Source organism: Aequorivita vitellina (genome assembly GCF_022008365.1).
Taxonomy (GTDB): domain Bacteria; phylum Bacteroidota; class Bacteroidia; order Flavobacteriales; family Flavobacteriaceae; genus Aequorivita; species Aequorivita vitellina.
In genome coordinates, this window is sequence record NZ_JAIRBA010000001.1 from 80471 (window position 1) to 103698 (window position 23228).

25 protein-coding genes and 1 tRNA gene are annotated in these 23228 nt (G+C 37.0%); 10 read left to right on the forward strand and 16 right to left on the reverse strand.

The window, feature by feature from the left end:
• The first annotated feature begins 59 nt into the window (after nucleotides 1-59).
• The 6 genes from K8089_RS00360 (at nucleotide 60) to cls (ending at nucleotide 4578) form a co-directional block, all read left to right on the forward strand.
• Nucleotides 60-416, forward strand: coding sequence for a hypothetical protein (locus K8089_RS00360; RefSeq protein ID WP_237601275.1), 357 nt, complete (start codon nucleotides 60-62; stop codon nucleotides 414-416).
• A 27-nt stretch (nucleotides 417-443) separates the two neighbouring features.
• A complete protein-coding gene (gene pheS, locus K8089_RS00365) occupies nucleotides 444-1463 on the forward strand; it encodes a phenylalanine--tRNA ligase subunit alpha (protein WP_237601276.1) in 1020 nt (339 codons plus the stop codon).
• A 45-nt stretch (nucleotides 1464-1508) separates the two neighbouring features.
• A complete protein-coding gene (locus K8089_RS00370) occupies nucleotides 1509-1673 on the forward strand; it encodes a hypothetical protein (RefSeq protein WP_237601277.1) in 165 nt (54 codons plus the stop codon).
• A 2-nt stretch (nucleotides 1674-1675) separates the two neighbouring features.
• Nucleotides 1676-2071, forward strand: a complete 396-nt coding sequence (locus K8089_RS00375; RefSeq protein WP_237601278.1) for a hypothetical protein — start codon at nucleotides 1676-1678, stop codon at nucleotides 2069-2071.
• Between the two features lie 8 nt (nucleotides 2072-2079).
• Nucleotides 2080-3027 (forward strand): ABC transporter ATP-binding protein, encoded by a 948-nt coding sequence (locus K8089_RS00380; RefSeq protein WP_237601279.1) that lies wholly within the window; start codon nucleotides 2080-2082, stop codon nucleotides 3025-3027.
• 93 nt (nucleotides 3028-3120) lie between these two features.
• Nucleotides 3121-4578, forward strand: coding sequence for a cardiolipin synthase (gene cls / locus K8089_RS00385; RefSeq protein ID WP_237601280.1), 1458 nt, complete (start codon nucleotides 3121-3123; stop codon nucleotides 4576-4578).
• Between the two features lie 21 nt (nucleotides 4579-4599).
• Here cls and K8089_RS00390 read toward each other — a convergent pair whose 3' ends face one another.
• Nucleotides 4600-5598: an NADP-dependent oxidoreductase gene (locus tag K8089_RS00390; protein ID WP_237601281.1), complete on the reverse strand. Its 999-nt coding sequence runs from the start codon at nucleotides 5596-5598 to the stop codon at nucleotides 4600-4602.
• Nucleotides 5599-5758: 160 nt separating this feature from the next.
• Between K8089_RS00390 and K8089_RS00395 the strand changes: the two genes are divergently transcribed.
• Entirely contained in the window at nucleotides 5759-7981 is a 2223-nt protein-coding gene (locus K8089_RS00395) for an FUSC family protein (protein ID WP_237601282.1), read from the forward strand.
• Nucleotides 7982-7990: 9 nt separating this feature from the next.
• Here the strand turns inward: K8089_RS00395 and K8089_RS00400 are convergent, their stop codons facing one another.
• The 9 genes from K8089_RS00400 to pdxA form a co-directional block, all read right to left on the reverse strand.
• The gene (locus K8089_RS00400) at nucleotides 7991-8449 is read right to left on the reverse strand and encodes a 3-oxoacyl-ACP synthase (protein ID WP_237601283.1); all 459 of its coding nucleotides are present in this window, start codon (nucleotides 8447-8449) and stop codon (nucleotides 7991-7993) included.
• Nucleotides 8446-9159, reverse strand: coding sequence for a monofunctional biosynthetic peptidoglycan transglycosylase (mtgA, locus tag K8089_RS00405; protein ID WP_237601284.1), 714 nt, complete (start codon nucleotides 9157-9159; stop codon nucleotides 8446-8448). Before mtgA ends, K8089_RS00400 begins: the two co-directional genes overlap by 4 nt.
• A gap of 6 nt (nucleotides 9160-9165) precedes the next feature.
• Nucleotides 9166-10284, reverse strand: coding sequence for an NAD(P)/FAD-dependent oxidoreductase (locus K8089_RS00410; protein ID WP_237601285.1), 1119 nt, complete (start codon nucleotides 10282-10284; stop codon nucleotides 9166-9168).
• 137 nt (nucleotides 10285-10421) lie between these two features.
• Nucleotides 10422-11774, reverse strand: a complete 1353-nt coding sequence (gene accC / locus K8089_RS00415) for an acetyl-CoA carboxylase biotin carboxylase subunit (RefSeq protein WP_237601286.1) — start codon at nucleotides 11772-11774, stop codon at nucleotides 10422-10424.
• Between the two features lie 79 nt (nucleotides 11775-11853).
• Complete coding sequence (gene accB / locus K8089_RS00420) at nucleotides 11854-12348, reverse strand: acetyl-CoA carboxylase biotin carboxyl carrier protein (protein WP_237601287.1); 495 nt, start codon at nucleotides 12346-12348, stop codon at nucleotides 11854-11856.
• 31 nt (nucleotides 12349-12379) lie between these two features.
• Nucleotides 12380-13378 carry a beta-ketoacyl-ACP synthase III gene (locus tag K8089_RS00425; RefSeq protein ID WP_237601288.1) on the reverse strand — a complete coding sequence of 333 codons (999 nt, stop codon included), beginning with the start codon at nucleotides 13376-13378 and terminating at the stop codon, nucleotides 12380-12382.
• Between the two features lie 170 nt (nucleotides 13379-13548).
• Nucleotides 13549-13746, reverse strand: coding sequence for a 50S ribosomal protein L32 (gene rpmF, locus K8089_RS00430; protein ID WP_062620449.1), 198 nt, complete (start codon nucleotides 13744-13746; stop codon nucleotides 13549-13551).
• 9 nt (nucleotides 13747-13755) lie between these two features.
• The gene (locus tag K8089_RS00435; protein ID WP_237601289.1) at nucleotides 13756-14301 is read right to left on the reverse strand and encodes a YceD family protein; all 546 of its coding nucleotides are present in this window, start codon (nucleotides 14299-14301) and stop codon (nucleotides 13756-13758) included.
• A gap of 81 nt (nucleotides 14302-14382) precedes the next feature.
• Entirely contained in the window at nucleotides 14383-15444 is a 1062-nt protein-coding gene (gene pdxA / locus K8089_RS00440) for a 4-hydroxythreonine-4-phosphate dehydrogenase PdxA (protein WP_237601290.1), read from the reverse strand.
• 56 nt (nucleotides 15445-15500) lie between these two features.
• Here pdxA and K8089_RS00445 point away from each other — a divergent pair, with 56 nt between their 5' ends.
• Entirely contained in the window at nucleotides 15501-16088 is a 588-nt protein-coding gene (locus tag K8089_RS00445) for a riboflavin synthase (protein ID WP_237601291.1), read from the forward strand.
• Here K8089_RS00445 and K8089_RS16675 read toward each other — a convergent pair.
• The 3 genes from K8089_RS16675 to mce form a co-directional block, all read right to left on the reverse strand.
• Nucleotides 16069-16260: a PID-CTERM protein-sorting domain-containing protein gene (locus tag K8089_RS16675; protein WP_407932371.1), complete on the reverse strand. Its 192-nt coding sequence runs from the start codon at nucleotides 16258-16260 to the stop codon at nucleotides 16069-16071. The two genes, K8089_RS00445 and K8089_RS16675, sit on opposite strands and share 20 nt — an antisense overlap.
• 149 nt (nucleotides 16261-16409) lie before the next feature.
• Nucleotides 16410-16483, reverse strand: a tRNA-Ile gene (locus K8089_RS00450).
• A gap of 116 nt (nucleotides 16484-16599) precedes the next feature.
• Nucleotides 16600-17007 carry a methylmalonyl-CoA epimerase gene (gene mce / locus K8089_RS00455; protein WP_237601292.1) on the reverse strand — a complete coding sequence of 136 codons (408 nt, stop codon included), beginning with the start codon at nucleotides 17005-17007 and terminating at the stop codon, nucleotides 16600-16602.
• An 88-nt stretch (nucleotides 17008-17095) separates the two neighbouring features.
• Between mce and rbfA the strand changes: the two genes are divergently transcribed.
• Both rbfA and K8089_RS00465 read left to right on the forward strand, forming a co-directional pair.
• A complete protein-coding gene (gene rbfA / locus K8089_RS00460) occupies nucleotides 17096-17509 on the forward strand; it encodes a 30S ribosome-binding factor RbfA (protein ID WP_237601293.1) in 414 nt (137 codons plus the stop codon).
• A gap of 1 nt (nucleotide 17510) precedes the next feature.
• The gene (locus K8089_RS00465; protein WP_237601294.1) at nucleotides 17511-18716 is read left to right on the forward strand and encodes an FtsX-like permease family protein; all 1206 of its coding nucleotides are present in this window, start codon (nucleotides 17511-17513) and stop codon (nucleotides 18714-18716) included.
• Nucleotides 18717-18754: 38 nt separating this feature from the next.
• Here the strand turns inward: K8089_RS00465 and K8089_RS00470 are convergent, their stop codons facing one another.
• The 3 genes from K8089_RS00470 to K8089_RS00480 form a co-directional block, all read right to left on the reverse strand.
• Nucleotides 18755-19411, reverse strand: coding sequence for an FAD-binding oxidoreductase (locus K8089_RS00470; RefSeq protein ID WP_237601295.1), 657 nt, complete (start codon nucleotides 19409-19411; stop codon nucleotides 18755-18757).
• A gap of 83 nt (nucleotides 19412-19494) precedes the next feature.
• Nucleotides 19495-20487, reverse strand: coding sequence for a tRNA dihydrouridine synthase DusB (gene dusB, locus K8089_RS00475; protein ID WP_237601296.1), 993 nt, complete (start codon nucleotides 20485-20487; stop codon nucleotides 19495-19497).
• Nucleotides 20488-20598: 111 nt separating this feature from the next.
• Nucleotides 20599-23013, reverse strand: coding sequence for a TonB-dependent receptor domain-containing protein (locus tag K8089_RS00480; RefSeq protein ID WP_237601297.1), 2415 nt, complete (start codon nucleotides 23011-23013; stop codon nucleotides 20599-20601).
• Between the last annotated feature and the right edge of the window lie 215 nt (nucleotides 23014-23228).

Genomic DNA, 23228 nt, shown 5'->3' on the forward strand with positions numbered 1-23228 from the left:
TTCTGTATTCATAATTCAGAATTGTAAAATGTATCTTTGCAGATTAATTTATGTATTAAATGGCACGCGACGAACAATTAAAAATGCAATGGGAAGAAGTAGTAAAGCTACTGAGCAACCGCTTTGCTGATGGAGATACTTTAGACTTAGATGCAATAATCTATTTGATTGGTTTGCAGGAGCTGGGTCAATTACACCGAAAGTTTAAAAAAGACGAAAAACTAAACCTAATGCATATAGCCATCTGCCGAGTTTTAGAACCGTATGGCTATTACGAGTTCGATTATTTTGACGAAGAGGGCTGGCCACATTACACGGTTTTAGAACAATTACCACCGCTAAAAGCAGGAGAACAAAGTGTTTTAATGAAGGAAGCAATTGTGCAGTATTTTGTTGAAAAGAAAGTGATTAACTAAAATATTTTTTCCTTAGAAAATTTTGTAATGATAGAAACAATAAAAAACCACATATCCGAAGTACAAGCATTTTCTTCAACCAATAAAGAAGAAATAGAAAACTTCCGCATAAAATATTTAGGGAAGAAGGGCATTTTAAATAGCTTTTTTGCCGAATTTAAAAACGTACCGAAAGAACAGAAAAAGGAATTCGGGCAAGTTATAAACACGCTTAAAAATACAGCGCAGGAAAAAGTAGATGCTTTAAAGGCAGCTATTGAAAACAGCACTGAAACTAAAGGCGTTTACGGCGATCTTTCGCGTCCGGGAGAAGTAATTTCGCTAGGCTCGCGTCACCCCATTTCCATCGTGCAAAACAAAATTATCGATATCTTTTTGCGTATCGGTTTCAACGTTTCCGAAGGCCCCGAAATTGAAGACGACTGGCATAACTTTACCGCATTAAACCTGCCCGAATATCACCCTGCCCGCGATATGCAGGATACATTTTTTGTGCAAACCAACCCAGATGTTTTGTTGCGCACCCACACTTCGTCTGTGCAGGTTCGCTACATGGAAAACAACAAACCACCAATCCGTACAATTTCACCGGGTCGCGTTTACCGAAATGAAGCCATTTCAGCACGGTCGCACTGCTTTTTCCACCAAGTGGAAGGTTTGTATGTGGATAAAGGTGTAAGCTTTGCAGACTTGAAGCAAACGCTGCAATATTTCACTACGGAAATGTTTGGAAAATCTAAAATCCGACTTCGTCCTTCCTATTTCCCGTTTACGGAACCAAGTGCCGAAGTTGATGTTTATTGGGGTTTAGAAACCGAAGCAGATCATAAAATTACAAAAGGAACCGGCTGGCTAGAAATTGGCGGCTGCGGAATGGTAGATCCAAATGTGCTTAAAAACTGTGGCATCGATCCAGAAAAATACTCCGGCTTCGCATTTGGTGTGGGTATTGATCGAATTGCTATGCTTTTGCACCAAATTCCAGATATTAGAATGTTCAGTGAAAACGATGTTCGCTTTTTAGAGCAATTTAAAAGTGTGCTTTAATAGATGTGAGACGCCGCCGCGTTATTAGACTTTAAAATTTTTATTATGAAAAAATACCTTGTTATTGCCCTGCTCGTAATTGTTGGTTTAGCAATTGCTTATCTAACATTTATAATCGCAGCCATCAAAATTATTATAGGTTCCATTTTGTTGGGCGTCGCAGCAATCGCACTTTTGGCGGTTTGGATTATGTGGAAAATTGACGATTAACTATGCGAAAAGATATTGAAATACCGCAAGCTGAAAACATTCATATTGTAGCAATTAAAGAATGGGATCAAGAGATTGAAGCAGCCTTGTGGACAATTTATTTTGTGAATAATCGCGAGGAAGAAATAGACACCGTTTTAGTAATGTCGCGCGGCAATACCAATGATAAAAAAACAACAACACTGCGTCGTAATTTAGGTAATGTTTCCTCAAAAGACGCGGTAAAAGTTGAATTTATGGCTGACGATGTATTGGGTTTTACCAATGAATACCTGGTTACATTTTTTGCTGAAAATAAACTCTTTGAAAGAAAATTTACTTTTGCTCCGTACAGTATTTCAGATGAAAAAACGGTTAAACTCCCCGCTATTGACACCGAAGGAATTTTAGCCAAATAATTTTTGCGATGCTAAAAGTTGAAATCGATTCCTTTTCCTATTCCGAAAAAACCATTTTAAAGAACATTCATTTCACTTTAAAACCAGGCGAACACCTCAGCATTTTAGGTGAAAGCGGCTGCGGAAAATCCACACTTTTACATCTTGTTTACGGCCTGCTTCATTTAGAAAACGGAAGCATTTATTACAACGAAAAGAAGCTACTCGGACCCACCAAAACACTTATTCCCGGTGAGCTATTTATGAAACTGGTAGCGCAAGAATTCAACATTATGCCTTTTACAACCGTTGCTGAAAATCTTGGTTCGCACCTTTCAAAATTAGACGAAGAAAAAGACGAAAATAGAATTGACGCATTACTGGAAGTTGTTGAAATGGAAGCCTTCAAAAATACATTGGTTAAAAACCTCAGCGGCGGACAAAAACAACGCGTAGCTTTGGCAAAAGCTTTAGCCAACGAACCCGAAGTTCTCTTGCTGGACGAGCCTTTCAGCAATATTGACACCTTCAGAAAAAATAAATTACAACGAAATATTTTCAGTTATTTGAAAAAAAATAACATCAGTTGCATCACCGCAACCCACGATAGCGATGAAGCTTTGGCGTTTTCCGATCATATTTTAATGCTGAAAAATGGAACGATCGAAATGACTGGCACGCCACAATTTATTTACGAAAGCGTTTCAACCGAATATCAAGCAGGCTTTTTTGGTGATGCGAATTTACTTCCAAAGAAATTATTTTCAGCTAATAAAGTTTCCGAAAATATTATAGTCTTTCCCCATCAACTTAAGGTTTCAGAAGAAAAAACTAAGCTTGAAGTAGCGATTAAAAAAAGCTATTTTAAAGGCGATCATTTCCTTATTGAAAGTATTTGGAACGAACAAACAATCTTTTTTAAGCATCACAATTCGCTGGAAGTAAATATTATGTTACATCTTTCGTATTCCAAATAAACTGACTTCCTTAAAAAGAGAAGTTTAAACTTTCGTGCTCAACTAATTTTAAAAGTTTTAATTTTAGGCTACACGTTTTCAATTTTATTAAATATGAACTGGATTCTTCTTTCCGAAATTATTTATGGAATTATCGTCGTCTTGGTTAGCCTGAGGGTTGTGTACGACACGCAAAACACCACCAAAACGCTTGCTTATCTGCTAGCTATTATCTTTTTGCCGTTTATAGGAATCATCATTTATTTTTCATTTGGCATCAATTATCGCAAGCGGAAAATGTACAGTAAAAAGATTTTCAACAATGCGAAATTGAAGAAAACCATTCAAAACCGCATTTTTGAAACTTCGCAAACTGTAATTAATACCAGATATGAGACGGTTAAAAATTTTAAAAAACTGGCCAGCTTGGTGCTTAACGAAATTTCAAGCCCTATTTCGCAGGGAAATGATGTTACTCTTTTGCATAACGGAGAAAATAAATTTCCGAGTGTGTTGGAAGCCCTTTCCAATGCTAAAGATCACATTCATATTGAATATTATATTTTTGATGCGGGCGAAATAGGTCGTAAAATTATAGACTTGTTGATTCAAAAGGCGCAACAAGGTGTAACTGTACGTTTTATTTACGACGATTTTGGCAGTAGGGAAATTCGCAAAAAACAAGTGCCTAGATTGCGAGCTGCAGGAGTTTCAGCTTTTCCTTTTTACAAAATAAAACTTATTGCACTAGCAAATAGGTTAAACTACCGCAACCACCGTAAAATCATTGTTGTTGATGGTATTTTGGGATTTGTTGGGGGCATAAATGTAAGTGATAAGTACATTAACGACACCCAAAAAAAGAATGATTTATTTTGGCGCGATACACATTTAAAAATTGAAGGACCAGCGGTTAAAAGCTTGCAGTATGTTTTTATAGGCGACTGGAATTATTGCTCGGGTGAACAATTGGAGCCTACTAAAATCCTCTTTCCCGACGACGAGGAGTTTCCGTCCGAAGCTGATAAAATTGTGCAAATTGCTTTTAGCGGACCAGATTCTGATACGCCTTTAATTCAGCAAACATTATTGCAGGCTATCAACTTGGCCAAAGAAGAAATTCTTATTACCACACCTTATTTTATGCCTGGCGATAGCATTTTGGAAAGCTTGGTGATTGCCGCGGCAAGTGGTACTAAAGTGAAAATATTAGTTCCCGGCGCTTCAGATTCAAATTTCGTAAACTATGCTGCACGTTCCTTTTACGGCCGACTTTTAAACGCTGGCGCCAAAATATATTGTTATCAAAAAGGATTTGTGCACGCAAAAACAATGGTTGTTGATAAGCAGCTTACTATTGTTGGCACTGCAAATATGGACATTCGCAGTTTCGATTTAAATTTTGAAGTAAACGCAATTGTTTATGATGAAGAAATTGCGCACCAACTTCGCCAAACTTTTTACGATGACTTAAAAGATGCAACTAGTATAGATTTAAAATCGTGGAACACTCGCTCAAAATTCACCCAACTTATGGAGAAATTAGCCGGATTGTTTTCACCTTTAATGTAGTTGCGAAATTTAAACTTCAAACTAAACCACAACAATCATCTTTCCTTTATTTTTCCCGTTAAACAAATCTATAAACGCTTGCGGAATGCTGTCAAAACCTTCAACTACAGTTTCTAAATAATTTAGTTTATCGTCTTCCATCCATTTACCCAATTGCTTTTGGGCGGGGCCGAAATCTTTTACGAAATCGCGCACAATAAAACCTTGCATTAAAATACTGTTTTTAATAAGCAGTGGTTCTACTCTGGGACCGGTTTGGGTTTCGGTTTTGTTGTAAAGCGAAATTGCACCACAATTTATCACTCTTCCAAATTTGTTCATATTCACCAAAGCGGCATCCAGAATTTCACCGCCCACATTGTCAAAATAAACATCAACGCCATTGGGACAAGCAGTCTCAATTGCCTTTTTCATATTACTCGTGGTTTTGTAATTGATAGCGGCATCAAAGCTAAATTTTTCTTTAATCTGATCTATTTTTTCTTCGCTTCCTGCAATGCCAACAACGCGACAACCTTTTATTTTTCCTATCTGCCCTGCAACGCTTCCCACCGCACCTGCGGCTCCGGAAACTAAAAGTGTTTCCCCTTTTTGAAGTTTCCCTATTTTCTCAAGACCCAAATAAGCCGTTAAACCTGTTAATCCCAAAACTCCTAAATAGGCTTTTAATGGCGCGTTTTTACGGTCAACTTTGTTTAATCCATTTCCGTTCGAGGTTTGAAATTGCTTCCACTGAAGCATGCCATTTACAAAATCGCCCTTCTTAAAATTGCTGTTATTAGATTCTACCACTTCAGCAATAATACCAGATTCCAAAGGTTTACCAATTTCAAAAGGCGGAATGTACGATTTTTCATCACGCATTCTTCCGCGCAAATATGGATCTACCGAAACGTATTTTGTTTGCAATAATAATTCCCCATCTTTTGGTTGCGGCATATCTTCTTCGGTGAATTCAAAATCATTTAATGACGGTTTTCCTGTGGGACGTTGTTTTAATTCTATTATTTTATTTTTCATGTTTACTAATCTTTACGAATAGCTTAAATTTAATACTTTAAAACCCAATCTGAGTATGCAAAAACCTATTTAATAAAACAATAACAATTTTCTTTTCTGAAAAGATTAACGAACTTACAATGTGTAGTCAATACCTTTGCCGCTAGCCAAATTAATCCTGTTGAAAAAGTCGCAAAACATCGTAAAAGAAACGCTGAATGATCTATCGGAATACTTTAATAGTACCGATTTTTCAAGAGCTATCTTATTGGGTATTGCGCTTACAGTACCTATTCTTGTTGGTATAAAATTTCACGTACTTCCTATTGGTGTTACTATTACTGTTGGCGCATTACTTGCCTCGCCAAGTGATGTAAGCGGAAGTATTCGGCATAAAATTACCGGGCTTTTATTTGCGACGTTGCTCGCCATGTTGGTAAGTTTTGTTGGGGGCTATTTACATCTTTCGTTGTGGTTTTTGTTTCCAATCTTGGGAATTTTAATGTTTTTCATATCGTATATTTCTATTTACGGATTTCGCGCATCACTTATTAGTTTCTCTGGACTTTTGGCGCTGGTACTTAGTTTTTCGAATGTTTCGGCAGATATGCAACCTTTTGAAAGAGCGCTGCTAATTGGCATTGGAGGGCTTTGGTATACTGCGCTCTCGTTGCTTCGCCATTATATTTTTCCGAAAGCTCCTACAGAATATTATCTTTCAAAAACACTTAAACTCACCGCCGACTATTTACATACGCGCGGCGAATTGGTAGTGGAAAACAAAGACAGATCGGCACTTTTAAAACAACTTTTAAATACGCAAACAGAACTTACTACTATTCACGAAACCTTGCGCGATATATTAATTTCGAGCAGAGCTGGTTCGGGAAAATCAGATTACGAAGGCAAGCGAATGCTCATTTTTGTACAGTTGGTAGATATGCTTGAATTGGCAATGTCCAACCCCGTAAACTATTCAAAAACCGATGCGCTTTTTAAGAAAAAACCACAGCAATTAGCAGATTTTCAAGGTTTACTTTTTGCCATGAGTGATAGATTACGAGTTATTTCGAATTTTCTTTCAAATCCAAAAAAGCTTCGGAATAGCGCCAAAATAGAAACATATCTACAACGGGTAAGAGAAGATGTTTTCGCTTCGGAAGATGTATATAGCGAAGATTTGTTAATGCTTCGAAATCTCTATAAATACCAAAAAGAACAAGTAAAAAAGATTGATAAAATTGAATGGTTGCTCAGCAATCCAGACCGCCGTCAAATTTCTTTTATAAAATCTGAGCATGCCAAACGATTTTTAACCAAACAGAATTATGATTTTGAGGTTTTGGTAGAAAATTTCAATCTTCGCTCATCCATTTTTAAACATTCGTTGCGGTTGGCTACCATGACGATAATAGGTTATGGCGTGGGCATACTTTTCGCGGTTCAAAATCCATATTGGATTTTACTTACGTTAATAGTTATTATGCGACCTGCATTTGGACTCACTAAAACACGTTCAAAAGAACGAACCATCGGCACTTTAATTGGCGGAGCTTTGGCCGTAGGAATTGTTTTAATTACCCAAAACACTACCCTCTACGGTATTTTAGCAATAACTTCATTGGTCATTGCTTTTTCTATGGTGCAACGCAACTATAAGGCATCTGCCACCTTTATTACCTTGAGCGTAGTTTTTATTTATGCCTTACTTAGCCCAAATGTTTTTAATGTAATTCAATTTCGTGTAACAGATACTCTTATTGGGGCAGGCTTGGCAACTTTAGGCAATTTGTTTCTCTGGCCGGCCTGGGAAATACACAGCTTGCATAATACTTTAATAGGAACCGTAAAAGCAAACCGCATTTATTTGCAGGAAATAATAGCTTTCTACAATAAAAAAGGAAAAGTATCTGACCAATATAAAGTGGCCAGAAAAAAAGCTTTTTTAGAAATGTCCGACCTTAGTTCTGCGTTTCAGCGCATGACGCAAGAACCAAAATCTAAACGAAAAAATATAGATAAAGTGTATGAAATTGCGATGCTAAACCACACTTTTTTATCGTCGTTGGCCTCGTTGAGTACTTACATTTTAAATAATCCAACTACTCCAGCTTCCGAAAATTTTAATGCTATTTCTTCAAGAATAGTTCAAAATCTTTTAATGGCAGAAGCAATTTTAAATAATGAAACTACTTCAGAAGTCACTGATAAAACCAGTAATTTCGAAGATATATTTGAAACAATTCTCAGTAAAAAAATTAAGTTTTCCGAAGCAGAAAAAGCAGAAAAATCTGATGATTTTATTGCAAAACTTGAAGAGGCACATTTAATTCACGAACAGTTAAAATGGCTGTTAGCAATGAGCGAAAAGATGCCAAAAGTTTTAATAGCGACCAAGTTTTAAACCAAAGCTTTACTTCAGGTTTTTAATTTTAAACTCATTCCCGTTCAAAATAAATTCATCGCCCTTTCGCTTTCCCGAAATTAGCAACCCAACTGGAGAATTTAAAGCAACACAAAGATAATCTGTGTTTGCAACCGAAGCAGTACCAATAGAAATACTGAGGTAATACGTAAACTTATCGGTGTAAACCAAGCTGCCCAATCTGGCATAATCTGAAGTGGTATTTACGTCTATCTTCTTTAATAATTGCACCAGTTTTTCAATTTCTTGAAGTTGTTTTCCCGCATTCTCCCTATCTATTTGAAGCATCGCCCTTCCAGTTTCATGCTTGTCGCCACTGCTGCTTTTAGATTCTTCGAGTAAAGATTCTTCAATATCAGCAATGGTTTGTTTTATTTTAATATAGCGGTTGTCAACCTGTTTATGGCAGTGTTGCAGCAATTCGGTTTTCAGTTCTACTGCGGTCATTTTTTTCGATTCTTTTTAACTTCTTTTGGTTTTTGTTTCTCCAGTGTAAAGGGGCCAAAATAACGCATTTGCCGCACGATCCATTGCGTGCGTTTGGCTACATAAGCTCCGGGCGGATTGGCACTGTAGCGTTGCGGACTGGGTAAAATGGCAGCGATGGCAGCGGCATTTTCTACCTTCAGGTTTTTTGCCGATTTTTTAAACCAATATTGCGAGGCTGCTTCGGCACCAAATACGCCATTGCCCATTTCAATGCTGTTTAAATATACTTCTAAAATACGCTCTTTACTCCAAAGTGTTTCAATTAACAAAGTAAAGTATGCCTCCAAACCTTTTCTGAACCAGGTTCGGTCTGGCCATAAAAAAACGTTTTTTGCGGTTTGTTGTGAAATGGTACTTCCGCCGCGTAACTTCTTTCCTTTTTCGTTGTTTGCTAAAGCTTTTTCAATCGCTTCTCGGTCAAAGCCGCTGTGGCTTAAAAAAGTTTGGTCTTCGGCACAAATTACCGCCAATTGCAAGTACGGAGAAATCGCTTCAATTGGCACCCAATCGTGGCGTGTTTTATAATTTTCATCACCTTCAATGGCGCGAATGGCCATTAAAGGTGTGTACGGCACGGGAACAAATTTATAAAGAAGCACCCAAACCACCGTAAGCCCAATGAACCAAAGGAAAAACTTAAATATGAATTTGAATAGTTTTTTAATCATATGTTTTTAATCAATTAATTCTGCCAATTGCTTCCCGATCGAACTGCCAATAGCAACGCCCATTCCTCCCAGCCTAACCCCACAAAAAACATTTTTAGAAACGGCTTTTAAAATTGGTTTTTTCTGTTTTCCGATACCCATAATGCCGCTCCAACGTCGCTCAATTTCAAAAGGTTGATTCGGCAAAATTACGGTTTTAAGCAATTGCTCCAACTTGTTTTGAATAAGTTCCGTTAGATGCATTTCGGTAGTTTCTTCCGCTTTAAAATCGAGATTTCTTCCCCCGCCAAAAAGAATTCTATTTTCAATATTTCTGAAATAATAATAGCCTCTGTCTAAATGAAAAGTCCCTTTTAGCTTTAGGTTTTCAATGGGTTTTGTCACTAAAACTTGTGCTCTCGCAGGGGTAACATCTTCTTTTATAAATTGTTTTGCGAAGCCATTGGTGGCGATAAAAACTTTTTTTACCGAAATGTTTTCCGAGGAGTTCAATTGAAGTGAAACATTTTCGCCAGTATCCGTAATGTGGGTGATTTCAGTAGAATTCAAAATTAAAATGTTTTCTTCCGAAGCTTTTTTGATTAGCCCGAGCAGCATTTTTCCGGTATCAATCTGACCTTCAAATTTGCTGAAAATGAGGTTTGGTTGAATATTTTTAAACCCGAAATGGTTTCCTTTTTCTGAAAAAACTTCAGCATTAAAAATAGGTTTCAACAATTTGTTTACATAATTAATTTTTGATTTACAGGTTTCAAAAAGTTCAGCATCTTCGTTAGTGAAAAGTTCGTAGCCCCCATTTTCTTGATAATTTAACTGTTTGTCGCCAAGTGTATTTCGCAATAATTTTAAGCCTTCCACCCTATTCTTTACAAGCGCTACTACTTCTTCTTCGGAATGGTTTTTTAAATCGTCTAATATTTCAGAAATACTCCCGAAGCAGGCAAACCCAGCATTTTTGGTGCTGGCACCACTGGGAAGCACCCCGCGCTCGAAGATGACAATTTTACTTTTTGGATGTTTTTTTCGAAGCGAAAGTGCGCAATTCAATCCTACAATTCCACTGCCAATTACAGCGAAATCGATGTTTGAAAACCAGGTGCTATTTTCCCAAAAAGAAAGATTCATATTTTTGTATTAAACAACGCGTTTTGAAATGGGCAGTTGTAGATTGGATCGCTTTTGTGGTTCTAAAAAAAAGCACCAAATTTCAAGGTTTTACTTTTGGAATTTGGCGCTTACTATTTGTTATTTGAAAAAAATAGTTATTCTTCTTCGGGCTCGTTCATTTTAAAGGTATTCATAAACGCCGTTGTGTAATTTCCGGCTACATAATCTGGCTCGTCCATTAATTGACGGTGAAATGGAATTGTAGTTTTTATACCTTCAATTACAAATTCATCTAAAGCACGTTTCATTTTATTGATAGCTTCTTCGCGTGTTTGGGCGGTTGTAATAAGTTTTGCGATCATTGAATCGTAATATGGCACAATTGTATAACCTGCATAAACGTGCGTGTCTAAACGTACCCCGTGACCTCCCGGCGCGTGTAAAACCGTAATTTTACCCGGCGAAGGACGAAAATCGTTATACGGATCTTCGGCGTTGATTCTACATTCTATAGAGTGAAGTTGTGGCGTGTAGTTTTTCCCTGAAATTGGAATTCCGGCAGCCACTAAAATTTGCTCTCTAATTAAATCGTAATCAATTACTTGCTCGGTAATTGGGTGCTCTACTTGAATACGCGTATTCATTTCCATAAAGTAGAAATTTCGGTGTTTATCTACTAAAAATTCTATGGTTCCGGCGCCTTCGTATTTAATATATTCGGCTGCTTTTACTGCCGCGTTCCCCATATCTGTACGAAGTTTTTTCGTCATAAATGGGCTTGGCGTTTCTTCGGTAAGTTTTTGGTGACGGCGTTGAATAGAACAATCGCGCTCACTTAAATGACAAGCTTTACCAGTACTATCGCCTACAATTTGTATTTCGATATGGCGTGGCTCTTCAATAAGCTTTTCCATATACATGCCATCATTTCCGAAGGCTGCTGCAGCTTCTTGGCGAGCACTATCCCAAGCTTTTTTAAGTTCTTCTTTTTTCCAAACGGCACGCATTCCTTTACCTCCACCCCCAGCGGTAGCTTTTAGCATTACTGGATAACCAACTTCTTCTGCTAGTTTTTCGCACTGCTCAAAATCTTCAATTATGCCATCGCTACCAGGTACGGTGGGAACTCCAGCGGCTTTCATTGTAGCCTTAGCTGAAGCTTTGTCGCCCATGCGTTCAATCATTTCAGCCGAAGCTCCAATGAATTTAATACCGTGTTCGTGGCATATTTTTGAGAATTTAGCGTTTTCAGAAAGAAATCCGTAACCGGGGTGTATTGCGTCTGCGTTTGTAATTTCGGCCGCGGCAATAATGTTAGACATTTTTAAATAGCTCAGGTTACTAGCTGCCGGACCAATACATACGGCCTCGTCTGCAAAACGTACATGCAAACTTTCCTCATCGGCAGTAGAATAAACTGCAACCGATTTTATACCCATCTCGCGGCAGGTGCGGATAATTCGCAATGCTATTTCGCCCCTATTTGCAATTAATATCTTTTTAAACATAATTTTTATGAAATGTCAAATCCCAAATTCCAAATTCCAAAAATAATTGGAATTTGGAATTTGTTATTTGGAATTTATACTAAGATGGATCTACTAAAAATAAAGGTTGGTCAAATTCAACAGGTGAAGAATCGTCAACAAGCACCTTTACAATTTTTCCTGAAACTTCACTTTCAATTTCATTAAACAACTTCATAGCTTCAATAACACAAAGCACATCACCTTCGTTAATGGAAGTACCAACCTCAACAAATACTGGTTTGTCTGGCGATGGTTTTCTATAAAAAGTACCGATTATTGGAGATTTTATTGTTATATATTTTGAGTCTGTAGCTTCTGCGGGTGCTTCGGTTGTAGTAGCTGTTTGCTGTGGCGGTGCAGCAGATGTTTGGGGCTGCATTTGCATTTGCGGCTGCGCCATTGTAGGTATTTGCTGGATATAAGTTGTTTCACCTTTACCGTCTTCAGATCCTGTTTTAATAGTGATCTTGATGTCTTCTGTTTCAAGTTTTACTTCGCTGGCACCGCTTTTTGCCACAAACTTGATCAAGTTTTGAATGTCTTTTAAATCCATATTATAAAGTTTAGTCTTTTGATTTAGTTAATTATTTTGAATCGTAGGCCCATTTAACATAAACGGCACCCCAAGTAAAGCCTCCGCCAAAGGAAGCAAATATCAAGTTATCACCTTTTTTTAGTTGGTTTTCATAATCTGCCAAACACAGCGGTAAGGTTGCTGAAGTAGTATTGCCGTATTTGTGAATATTTATCATCACTTTTTCATCGGGCAATTTCATTCGGGAAGCTGCTGCGTCAATTATACGTTTGTTAGCTTGATGTGGTACTAACCAGTTAACATCTTCGCTCGTGAGATCATTTCTTTTCATGACCTTTTCACACACATCTGCCATATTGGAAACGGCAAATTTAAAAACTGTTTTTCCTTCTTGAAAAACAAAATGTTGTTTATTGGCAACTGTTTCATTTGAAGCAGGTAGCAAAGAACCGCCAGCATCAATTTTTAAAAAAGGTCTGCCAATACCATCGGTGCGTAGGTATTCATCTTTTACACCTAAACCTTCGGTATTTGGTTCAAACAGAACCGCTCCACCCCCGTCACCAAATATAATGCAGGTGGTTCTATCTGTATAGTCAATAATTGACGACATTTTATCTGCGCCAATAAGGAGTACTTTTTTATATTTTCCAGATTCAATATAGCGGGCTGCAGTAGACATTCCGAAGAGAAAGCTGGAGCAGGCCGCAACGAGATCAAAAGAAAAAGCATTTACAGCACCTATTTGTGTAGCCACATAAACACCTGTTGCCGCCACGGGCATATCTGGTGTTGCAGTTGCCATGATAACCATGTCTATTTCTGCTGGGTCTGTATTACTTTTTTTGAGGAGGTCTTTTGCTGCTTGGATAGCAAGATAGGAGGTGCCTTTGTCTTTATCTTTTAATATTCTTCTTTCTTTAATTCCGGTGCGGGTGGTAATCCAATCGTCGTTGGTATCTACCATCGTTTCCAGAACTTTGTTGGAGAGGACGTAATCTGGAACGTAGCTCCCTACAGCGGTAATAGCTGCCGTGATCGTATTCATAAAGCTGAATTAAAATTCACAAAAAAGACCAAAAATCTTTTAAAAAGAGTGAAAAATACTAAATTTTACTTGAAATTCGGCACTAATTATGTTGTTTTTGACTTTTGAAAAGTTAAAAAACAAAAAAACCCTCACGGGTGTGTGAGAGTTTTGAATATGATTAAAGTATATTATGCTTCTACTTGCTCAGTTGCATCAATTACAACTTGACCACGGTAGTACATCTTGCCTTCATGCCAGTGTGCTCTGTGGAAAAGATGCGACTCTCCTGTTGTAGGGTCTGTTGCAAGTGTAGGTGCAGTAGCTTTGTAGTGCGTTCTTCTCTTATCTCTTCTAGTTTTCGAGATTTTTCTCTTTGGATGTGCCATTGCTATTTATTATTTATCCGTTAATAGTTTTTTTAATGAATCCCAACGGGGATCGGTATTTTCGTCTTCGGGCGACTCTTCTTCATCTGTCGCTTTCGGACTTAATTCTTCAAGTTTATCGAGTATATCGCTTTTTAATGTACCATCTTCAACTCCGGGATGAACTCTTCGCGAGGGCATAGCCAACACAATGGATTCATAAACGTATTGTTGAATGTTTACTTCGTAACTTCCGTGAGGCAAAATGAGTAAATCTTCATTTTCATCATTGTATTCCTCGCCAAATTTTACTACAAAATTATACGCACCAGCGATTTCTTGATCAAAAGGCTCGTTTGTTGTATCGCAAGCTACATTTACAGTTCCACTAAAATCTAATGTAAACTCTAATAATGTGCTCATTTTTTCCAGCTGTACATCGAGATTAATGGCTGCGTCATTAAATTCGTCATACTCAAAATGCTCAAAGAACGCTTTTTTTAATTCAAAGTTAAACTGGTGTTTTCCTAATTTCAGCCCTACAAAAGGGATGGTAAACTCTTTCAAATCCTTCATTTTCACACCTATTTAAGACCTTAACCTTACGGATAAGGCGGGTGCAAAGATAAAAAATTATTTGAATAGCAATTAATTTTTCTATTTCTTTTTTGAGTAACCTCTTTTACGGTTTGTTTTAAGCGGATTTTTAGAAATTTCTTTATAGTCTATACGTGTTTTATAAATTGAAACAGCACTGAAAACTGCTTCGCGAAAAGATTCAAAGTTGGCTTCGTTTTTTCCTGCTAAATCATACGCTGTGCCGTGATCTGGCGAGGTGCGAATACGGTTTAGCCCTGCCGTAAAGTTTACACCTTTTCCAAAAGCTAAGGTTTTAAAAGGGACTAATCCTTGATCGTGATATGACGCTATAATGGCATCAAAATTTTTGTAGTTTCCTGAGCCAAAAAAGCTATCGGCAGCATAGGGTCCAAAAACCATTTTGCCATTTTTACGAATATTATCTAAAGCTGGGCGCAAAATAGTGTCGTCTTCATCACCAATTACACCGTTGTCACCAGTGTGCGGATTAATTCCTAAAACGGCAACCTTTGGTTTTTCAATTCCGAAGTCTTCAACTAAAGTGTGATAAATGGTGTTTATTTTTTTATCGATGCGCTCGCGTGTAATATTTGAAACTACATCTTTTACGGCTACGTGATCTGTTAAAAGACCCACACGAAGGTTTTCAGAAATTAGCAGCATTAAGCTTTCGCCTTCAAGTTCCTGTGCCAAATAATCTGTATGCCCGGGAAAATTAAAATCTTCCGACTGAATATTAGCCTTATTAATTGGCGCAGTAACCAAAGCGTCAATTTTGTTTTCCTTTAATGCGGCAACGGCTGCTTTTAACGATTTTATGGCGTATTCGCCACCTACAGCTGTTTCCTCACCAAAAGTGACCTCAACGTGCTCTTTCCAAACATTCAATACATTTATTTTCTTTGGAATACAATCTTCTATTTTATCAATTCCGTGAAAATTAATATCTGTTTCAAAATGTTTTTTGAAGAAAGACATCAGTTTTACCGATGCAAAAATAACGGGCGTACAAAACTCCAGCATGCGCGAATCTTCAAATGTTTTCAGAATAATTTCGCTGCCAATGCCATTGATATCACCTATGGAAATACCCACCACTATTTTATCTTCGCTACTCATTATGTTTGGCTTTTTAAATTGTTACTTTTGCAGTACAAATGTAACCAAATACTACAATGTTTACAGGAATTATTGAAACCGTTGGCAAAATAATCAATCTTACCAAAGACGGTGAAAATCTTCATATAGAAGTTGAAAGTTCGCTATCGCAAGAACTAAAAATAGATCAAAGTGTTTCTCACAATGGCGTATGTTTAACGGTTGTGAAAATACACGAAACCTCGTATGTGGTAACTGCCATTAAAGAAACTTTAGACAAAACAAATCTTAAAAATTTAAAAAAAGGTTCGTTGGTAAATTTAGAAAGAGCCATGAAACTAGGCGATCGCTTAGATGGACACATGGTTCAAGGCCACGTAGATGGTATTGCTTCTTGTATTAAAATTGAAGAAGAAAACGGTAGTTGGGTTTTTACTTTTAGTTATAAAAATGCAGACTTCAGCACTGTTGAAAAAGGCTCTATTACAGTAAATGGCGTTAGCTTAACTGTAGTAAATTCTAAAAAACAAGAATTTAGTGTAGCCATTATTCCCTATACTTTTGAGAATACAAATTTTAAAACAATTAAAGAAGGAAACGAAGTAAATCTAGAGTTTGATATTATTGGCAAATATGTAAAAAACCTTATGATGCCTTACTTGTAGATTTATTTTTTTGGTAGATAATATATAATCCATAGATAAGACCAGCAACAATCAATATCCAGATCGAATCGTCAATTGGTAATTGAGGTCCTGGTGGTGGTGGATTAGGTGGCGGCACATCATCTCTAGCCTGGACTAAAAGAAATAAAAAAAGATAAATGCTTGTCAACATTAAACAGAATTATCGATTGGGGATTGCCATTAAAAATCTAAAATAAAAAATATATTTTTTAAATTGAAATGGATTGTTCTATCTGTAATAACTCATTCAAACTTTAAAAATTGCACGATATTATTTCGCAAAAATTCTGTTTAAAAAAGTGGTCCCACATGGGCTCGAACCATGGACCCCCTGATTATGAGTCAGGTGCTCTAACCAGCTGAGCTATGGGACCGTAATAATATCAAAATTTCAAGTAACTGCCAAATCTTAGGTTGACGCAAAATCCTAAAATGGATGAATTTAAGGTTTGCAAAGGTAAAACACTTTCCAAATACCACAAAACTATTTTTAGTTATTCTCAATTTCTTGACAAAGCTCCACCAAAACACCATTTGCAGACTTTGGGTGAAGAAAAACAACAAGCTTATTATCAGCACCTTTTTTCGGTTCTTCATTAAGCACATTAAATCCTTCTTTTTTAAGTCGCTCTACTTCAACTTTAATATCCTTTACGGCAAAAGCAATATGGTGTATTCCTTCTCCCCTCTTGTCTATAAATTTTGCAATTGGACTTTCAGGATTTAGTGCTTCCAACAATTCAATTTTACTTTCGCCACATTTAAAGAACGAAGTTTCTACTCCTTCACTTTCAACTTTTTCACTTTTGTACGGCGCGTTTCCCAACAAGGCTTCATAAATTTTATTTGCTTCTTGAATGTTTTTAACCGCAATGCCTATATGTTCTATTTTTTCCATAAATACGTGTTGTTGGGTTCAAAAATACAAACTTAATTCTATTGAATTTCAACAAGCTTGAGGCTTCATTAACATTCGGTACGGTTTTATGTTCTATTTTTGCAATATGGAAGAAAGTAATAGACAAAAGAAAATTGCGAGCGTTCTGCAAAACGACCTCGCCAACGTGCTTCAAAATATGCTTCGCGAAGCAGGACAAACAAGCATTATAATTTCAGTGAGCAAGGTAACTGTAACCACAGATCTTTCCATTTCGAAAGTTTATGTGAGCGTGTTTCCCGCAGATAAAGCAGATGCAATTGTGGTTGAGCTAAACAAATTAAAGCCGAATATAAAACATCAAATTGCACAATTAACAAAGAATCAACTGCGTAAAATGCCAGATCTTTCTTTTTATAACGATGATTCTTTGGAATACATTGAAAAGATAGACAAGGCTGTAAAAGGTGAAGATAATCCGCTAAAAGATCCCGATCTGCTTCCTAAAAGAAAAAAATCATAGCTTGAATTTTTCACTTTACATCGCTAAGCGCTATTTGTTTTCAAAAAGCAGCAACAATGCCATTAATATTATTACTGGTATTGCGGCAATGGGCGTTGTAGTGGGTGCAATGTCCCTGTTTATAGTACTTTCGGGTTTTTCGGGTTTAAAGGATTTTAGTCTTCAATTTACAGATGAATTTGACAGCGACCTCAAGATTCTTCCCCACAGCGGAAAAACAATTGTTTTTTCGGAAGCACAAAAATCGCAACTTTCAACTATTGAAGGCATCGAAAACTTTTCTGAAATAATTGAAGAACGCATCTTTCTTCATTATAAAGGAAAGAACCACATTTCATATATAAAAGGAGTGGACTCACTTTACGGAAAAGTGACCCAACTAGACAGTATTATGTATTATGGCGATTGGTTGGTACCGCATCAAAACGAAGTGGTAGTAGGCCTTTCTACAGTTGCAAAATTGTCTTTAGGCGTGCGCGATTACGGCGAACTTTTAGAAATCTACGTACCAAAACCTGGCACGGGACAACTCAATGCGCTTGACCCAACCGATGCATTTAATAAAGAAATGGTAGTGGTTTCCGGCGTATATCAAGTAAATGAAGATTTAGATGCGAAATACGTTTTTTCAGATTTAGAATTTGCCCGAAACTTGTTATCGTTAGACAGTACAAAAATTTCAGCTATTGAAATTAAACTGCTTCCGAATGCCTCTGAAGAAAATGTGCGCAGTAAAATTGCGAAGATTTTTCCGGAAGAAATTATTATTAAAAACCGAATTCAGCAAAACGACGCCCTTTATAAAATGCTGAATACTGAAAACGTTGCCGTTTATTTAATCTTTACTTTGGTGTTGATAATTGCGCTTTTCAACGTGATTGGTTCCATAATAATGATGGTTTTAGACAAGCGAAAAAACATAAAAACACTTTATAATTTGGGCGCTTCATTGCCCGAAATACGACGCATATTTTTTTTACAAGGTACGTTAATGACTGTGCTTGGTGGCTTATTTGGAATTTTCTTGGGAATTCTGGCAGTGATTGCTCAATTAAAATTTGAGTTTGTGGCTATAACCAGCACTTTGGCTTACCCGGTAAAAATGGAGTTTTTAAATGTTGTAATCGTTTTTGTTACGATTACTGTTTTAGGTGTTATCGCTTCAAAAATTGCGTCGAGTAGGGTTCGGGAGAAGTTGTTGGTTTAATAGGTAAAGCAGCATAGTTTTTGCTACCGTTTATAAATTCAAATAATAAGAAATTCGGGGTCTACGCCCAGACTCACCAGAGCTTTGCAAATTTCTTCGGTAAATTTTTGTGGGCCGCAAACGTAAAAGCGCGAGTTAAAATCGCCAATTGTTTCTATAAGAAATTTACGATCAATTCTGCGTTCGCGAAAACCAATTACGCCTTCTTGTGTGAACACATTTCTGTAGGCCGGCCCTAACATCTTCGTTAATTCATCGTGTAAAATTATGTCTTCCTTGGTTTTGTTGGAATACAAAAGTGCGAGATTCCGTAGATTTCCACTTTCAAAAAGTGCTCTAAATATTGCAATAAAAGGTGTAATACCCGTACCTCCCGCTATAAATATACCGGGGCCTTTATACTTGATTGTGCCGTAAACATCGTGAAGTAACAGTTCGTCGCCCGTATTTAGCCTGCCCATTTGCGAAGTAACACCTTTGTGGTCTTCGTAAATTTTGACGATAAATTCTAAGTATTCCCAATGCTGTAAAGAAGTGAAGGTAAACGGACGAATTTGGTCCTTCCAGTTGGGCAAATTGATGGATATATGTGCCGATTGCCCCGGAGTATAAGTAAATTCCGGTGGCTTTTCTAGTACAAAGCGTTTAACATTATGCGTAATAAAATAGGTATTGAGGATCTTGAGCCGCTGCATGACGATAATTTCTTCTTCAAAGGTAAAAGGATTTATAAATAAAAACAGTTTATTTAGAAAGACACTTAAGACTCCTAATACAATTAAGCAAATTCATAATCCCCGAATACTTCCAAAACTTCATCAAAAGCTTCAAAGACTGAAGCAGAATCATCGCTGGTTACCATTTTCATTCGGTATTCCTTAAAGTTGGGAATACCCTTAAAATAGTTGGTGTAATGGCGTCGGGTTTCAAAAACTCCGAGGGTTTCGCCCTTCCAATCTATAGCCATTTGTAAATGGCGTTTGGCGGCATAAACACGCTCAGCCATTGTTGGTGGCGGCAAATGTTCGCCAGTTTTAAAATAGTGTTTTACCTCTTTAAAAAACCATGGATAGCCAATGCTGGCACGACCAATCATGGCGCCGTCCAAACCGTATTTATCGCGCATTTCCATTGCTTTTTCGGGGGTGTCAACATCGCCATTTCCAAATACAGGAATATGCATTCGTGGGTTGTTTTTTACTTCGGCGATAGGTTTCCAATCGGCTTCGCCCTTATACATTTGCGCACGGGTGCGACCGTGAATGGAGATAGCTTGGCAACCTACGTCCTGCAAACGCTCTGCAACCTCAACAATCTTTATGGAATCGTGATCCCAGCCTAATCGTGTTTTTACGGTAACGGGCAACTTGGTGTGCTTTACCATTGCTTCGGTTAGGCTTACCATTAAATCAATATCTTTCAAAATGCCCGCGCCGGCGCCTTTTGAAACTACTTTTTTAACGGGACAGCCAAAGTTAATATCAATGATATCTGGGCCGCTGGCTTCAACTATTTCTACACTGCGAAGCATGGATTCCAGAACAGCGCCAAAAATCTGGATTCCCACGGGGCGTTCCTTTTCATATATATCTAGCTTCATCACACTTTTGGCGGCATCGCGAATAAGCCCTTCCGAAGAGATAAATTCAGTAAATACCACATCGGCGCCCTGCTCTTTGCAGAGTGCACGAAATGGTGGATCGCTCACGTCTTCCATGGGTGCTAATAGCAATGGAAAGTCTGGCAGTTGTATGTTTCCTATTTTTGGCAATTTCTTTGTTTTGGAACTGCAAAAGTAGTAAATACTCAGTTAATTAAATGTGAATGAAATAACTGAACAAATTTTGAAGAATTTAGTCGGTTTTAAAAGTGCCCGAATTTATTATCCGCCCAACCTGTCGCCTTCATCGGTTTGTATTTCTTTCTTGGTATCGCGAAGCCGCGCGTTTCCGAAGTTATATTTCAATCCAACACGAAATAATCTACTTTCTTGAAATATAAAAAACCGATTGTCCTGATTGTAATATTTTGCTACAGATACAACATCGTTAAGGGTATCAAAAACATCATCAACACCTACAGTTAAGCTTGCTCGTTGATTCCAAAATGTTTTTCTAAATGAAATATTTACATAGCTCTGGTTTTTGAAATATCGGTTTCCGAAGACAAAATTAGAAATATATAGCGCAGTAAGATCTGCGGTAAATGTTCTGTCTTTTGACAGCGTAAAATTGTTATAAGATTGAAGGTACTGTCCATACGTAGCGTTGGTATAGGCTTCTTGCGAGCTTTCCAAAGCTTCAAATTTATTTGATAAATAGAACGAAGAGGTCGCTATTTGAAAATACCACCAAGGGGTAAGTGAATTATAGTAAACAACATCAAAACTATATTGATAGGCTTCAATTAAATTGGCATACACGCTTCGTAAAATGCTGTTTTCATTATTTTGAAATGACAAATTACTCAATTCGTTTTCTACGTTTTCGTAATACAAATCAAATAACCATCTGTTTTTAAGCGAATAACTTAAAGTAATTTTATCGGTTATGGACGGAACTAGATTTGGGTTTCCGCCAATGTAATTGTTTTCAGTTATAAAATATTTAAACGGGTTTAAGCTCTCGTAACGTGCTCGCTGAATGCTTCGGTTGTAGCTAACACCAATGGTATTATTATCGTTAATAATGTAATTTACCGACACCGACGGAAAAACATCAAAAAAGTCTTGATTGCTCGCTTCTCCAAGCCTACGCGAAATGGCATCAATTTCTGTGTATTCTGCTCGCAATCCGGCAGTAAAACTCCATTTTTCCCATTCTCTTTCGAAGTTTATATATTCGGCGTAGATTTTTTCATGATAATTAAAATCATCCGAAAGCGCATTGTTAAAAGTGTTGGTATTGTTTTCAGTATCAAAAAAATCAATTTTACTTTCAGTATCTATTTTGCTCAATTTTGCGCCAAGTTCCAATTTACCACCCCAATAACTGGTAGAAATATCGCCTTGTCCAGTAAAAATATTGCTCTTTTGTGTTGAGTTTGTCAAGAAACTATTATTTCTTAAAAACTCGTCATTCGGTAAAAAATAATCGGTGTTTACACTTTGATCTTGATCGCGGTTGTAATAAATATAATTGGCCGCTACAGTAAGGGTAGCGCCATTTTCGTCTAATATTCGTTGATAATCTAGTGCAAAAGACATGTTAGATTTTTTGTAATTTACCTCGCTCAAGGTGGTATTGGTAGAGTCTAATTGTTTTGAAGAATTATAAATAGATGCCAGTCCATTATTATGGTAATTACTTTCAGGATCAACTGAAATATTGGAAGTTAGCCCAATTGAATTTTTTTGGTCTAAAGTGAAGTCTAAAGCTACATTTCCATTATGGTTATTATATTTTGAAGTTCTGTTAAAATACGTTTCCCAAATAGATTTAGTTGAAATCTCATCTGGTTCAAAATATCTCATGTAATTTTCGTCTTCTTTATATTCCTTTTTGGTATTGTAAGTATAGCTGGCATAGAGATTTAGCCATTTATTTTTGTAGAAATGTGAAGTTCCAAAATTATATTTCGGATAAATACCTTGGGTGTATGTAGTGTTTACGGAGCCTTTATACCCAATAGAAATGGCTTTTGAAGTAATTATATTTAATACTGTTCCTGCGTCGGCATCGTATTTTGCACTTGGGTTTGTAATAACTTCAATAGATTTAATATTGGTGGCATCGGTATTTTCAAGCAGCGAATTTATTTCCGAATCTGAAAGATACACGCGTTTTCCGTTAATATAAATTGTAGGAGAAGTAAATTTAACTTGAATATTTTCGCCAATAACTACAACGCCGGGCGTTTTTTTAAGAAGATCCATTGTACTGCCAACAGAAAGCGACGTGTTTTCAACATTAAAAACCAATTTGCCGACAGACTTTTTTATAGTTGGTAGTTTTGCCGTAATTACCGTTTCGTCAAGCATTTGTTCATTTACTTTTAAAACGATAGTGCCCAGGTTTTTATTTGAAGAAAGCTCAATGGCTTGCTGGTAATCTTCAAAACCAATATAACTAAAATTCAACTTATAGTTTCCCTCGGGTAAACTCTTTAAGGTAAAAGAACCGTCTTCATTGGTGGTAGTACCTTTAATAGGATTTTCCGAATCAGCTTCGTAAACCAGTACGTTTACAAAGGAAAGGGGTAGATTTTCAACATCGCTTACTTTTCCCGAAACCGAGAAGTCTTGAGCCAACAAAACACACTGCTGAAGGCAGCATAAAAGTATTAAAAATTTTCTCATAACATAAGTAGATATCTGGGGAGACACCATTTAAAATATATCTTCTGGGGAGAAAACAAATAGTTTCGGCCCTATTGAAGCCGATATGTTACAAATATGTTAAAAAAATATGAAATAAATCCAACTTGATAACAATTATTTTAAGTCTTTCTGCCAGAATAAATATAATCGCACTTTTAAGCTATATTTGCACCAAATAGCACGAGAAGGAAAAT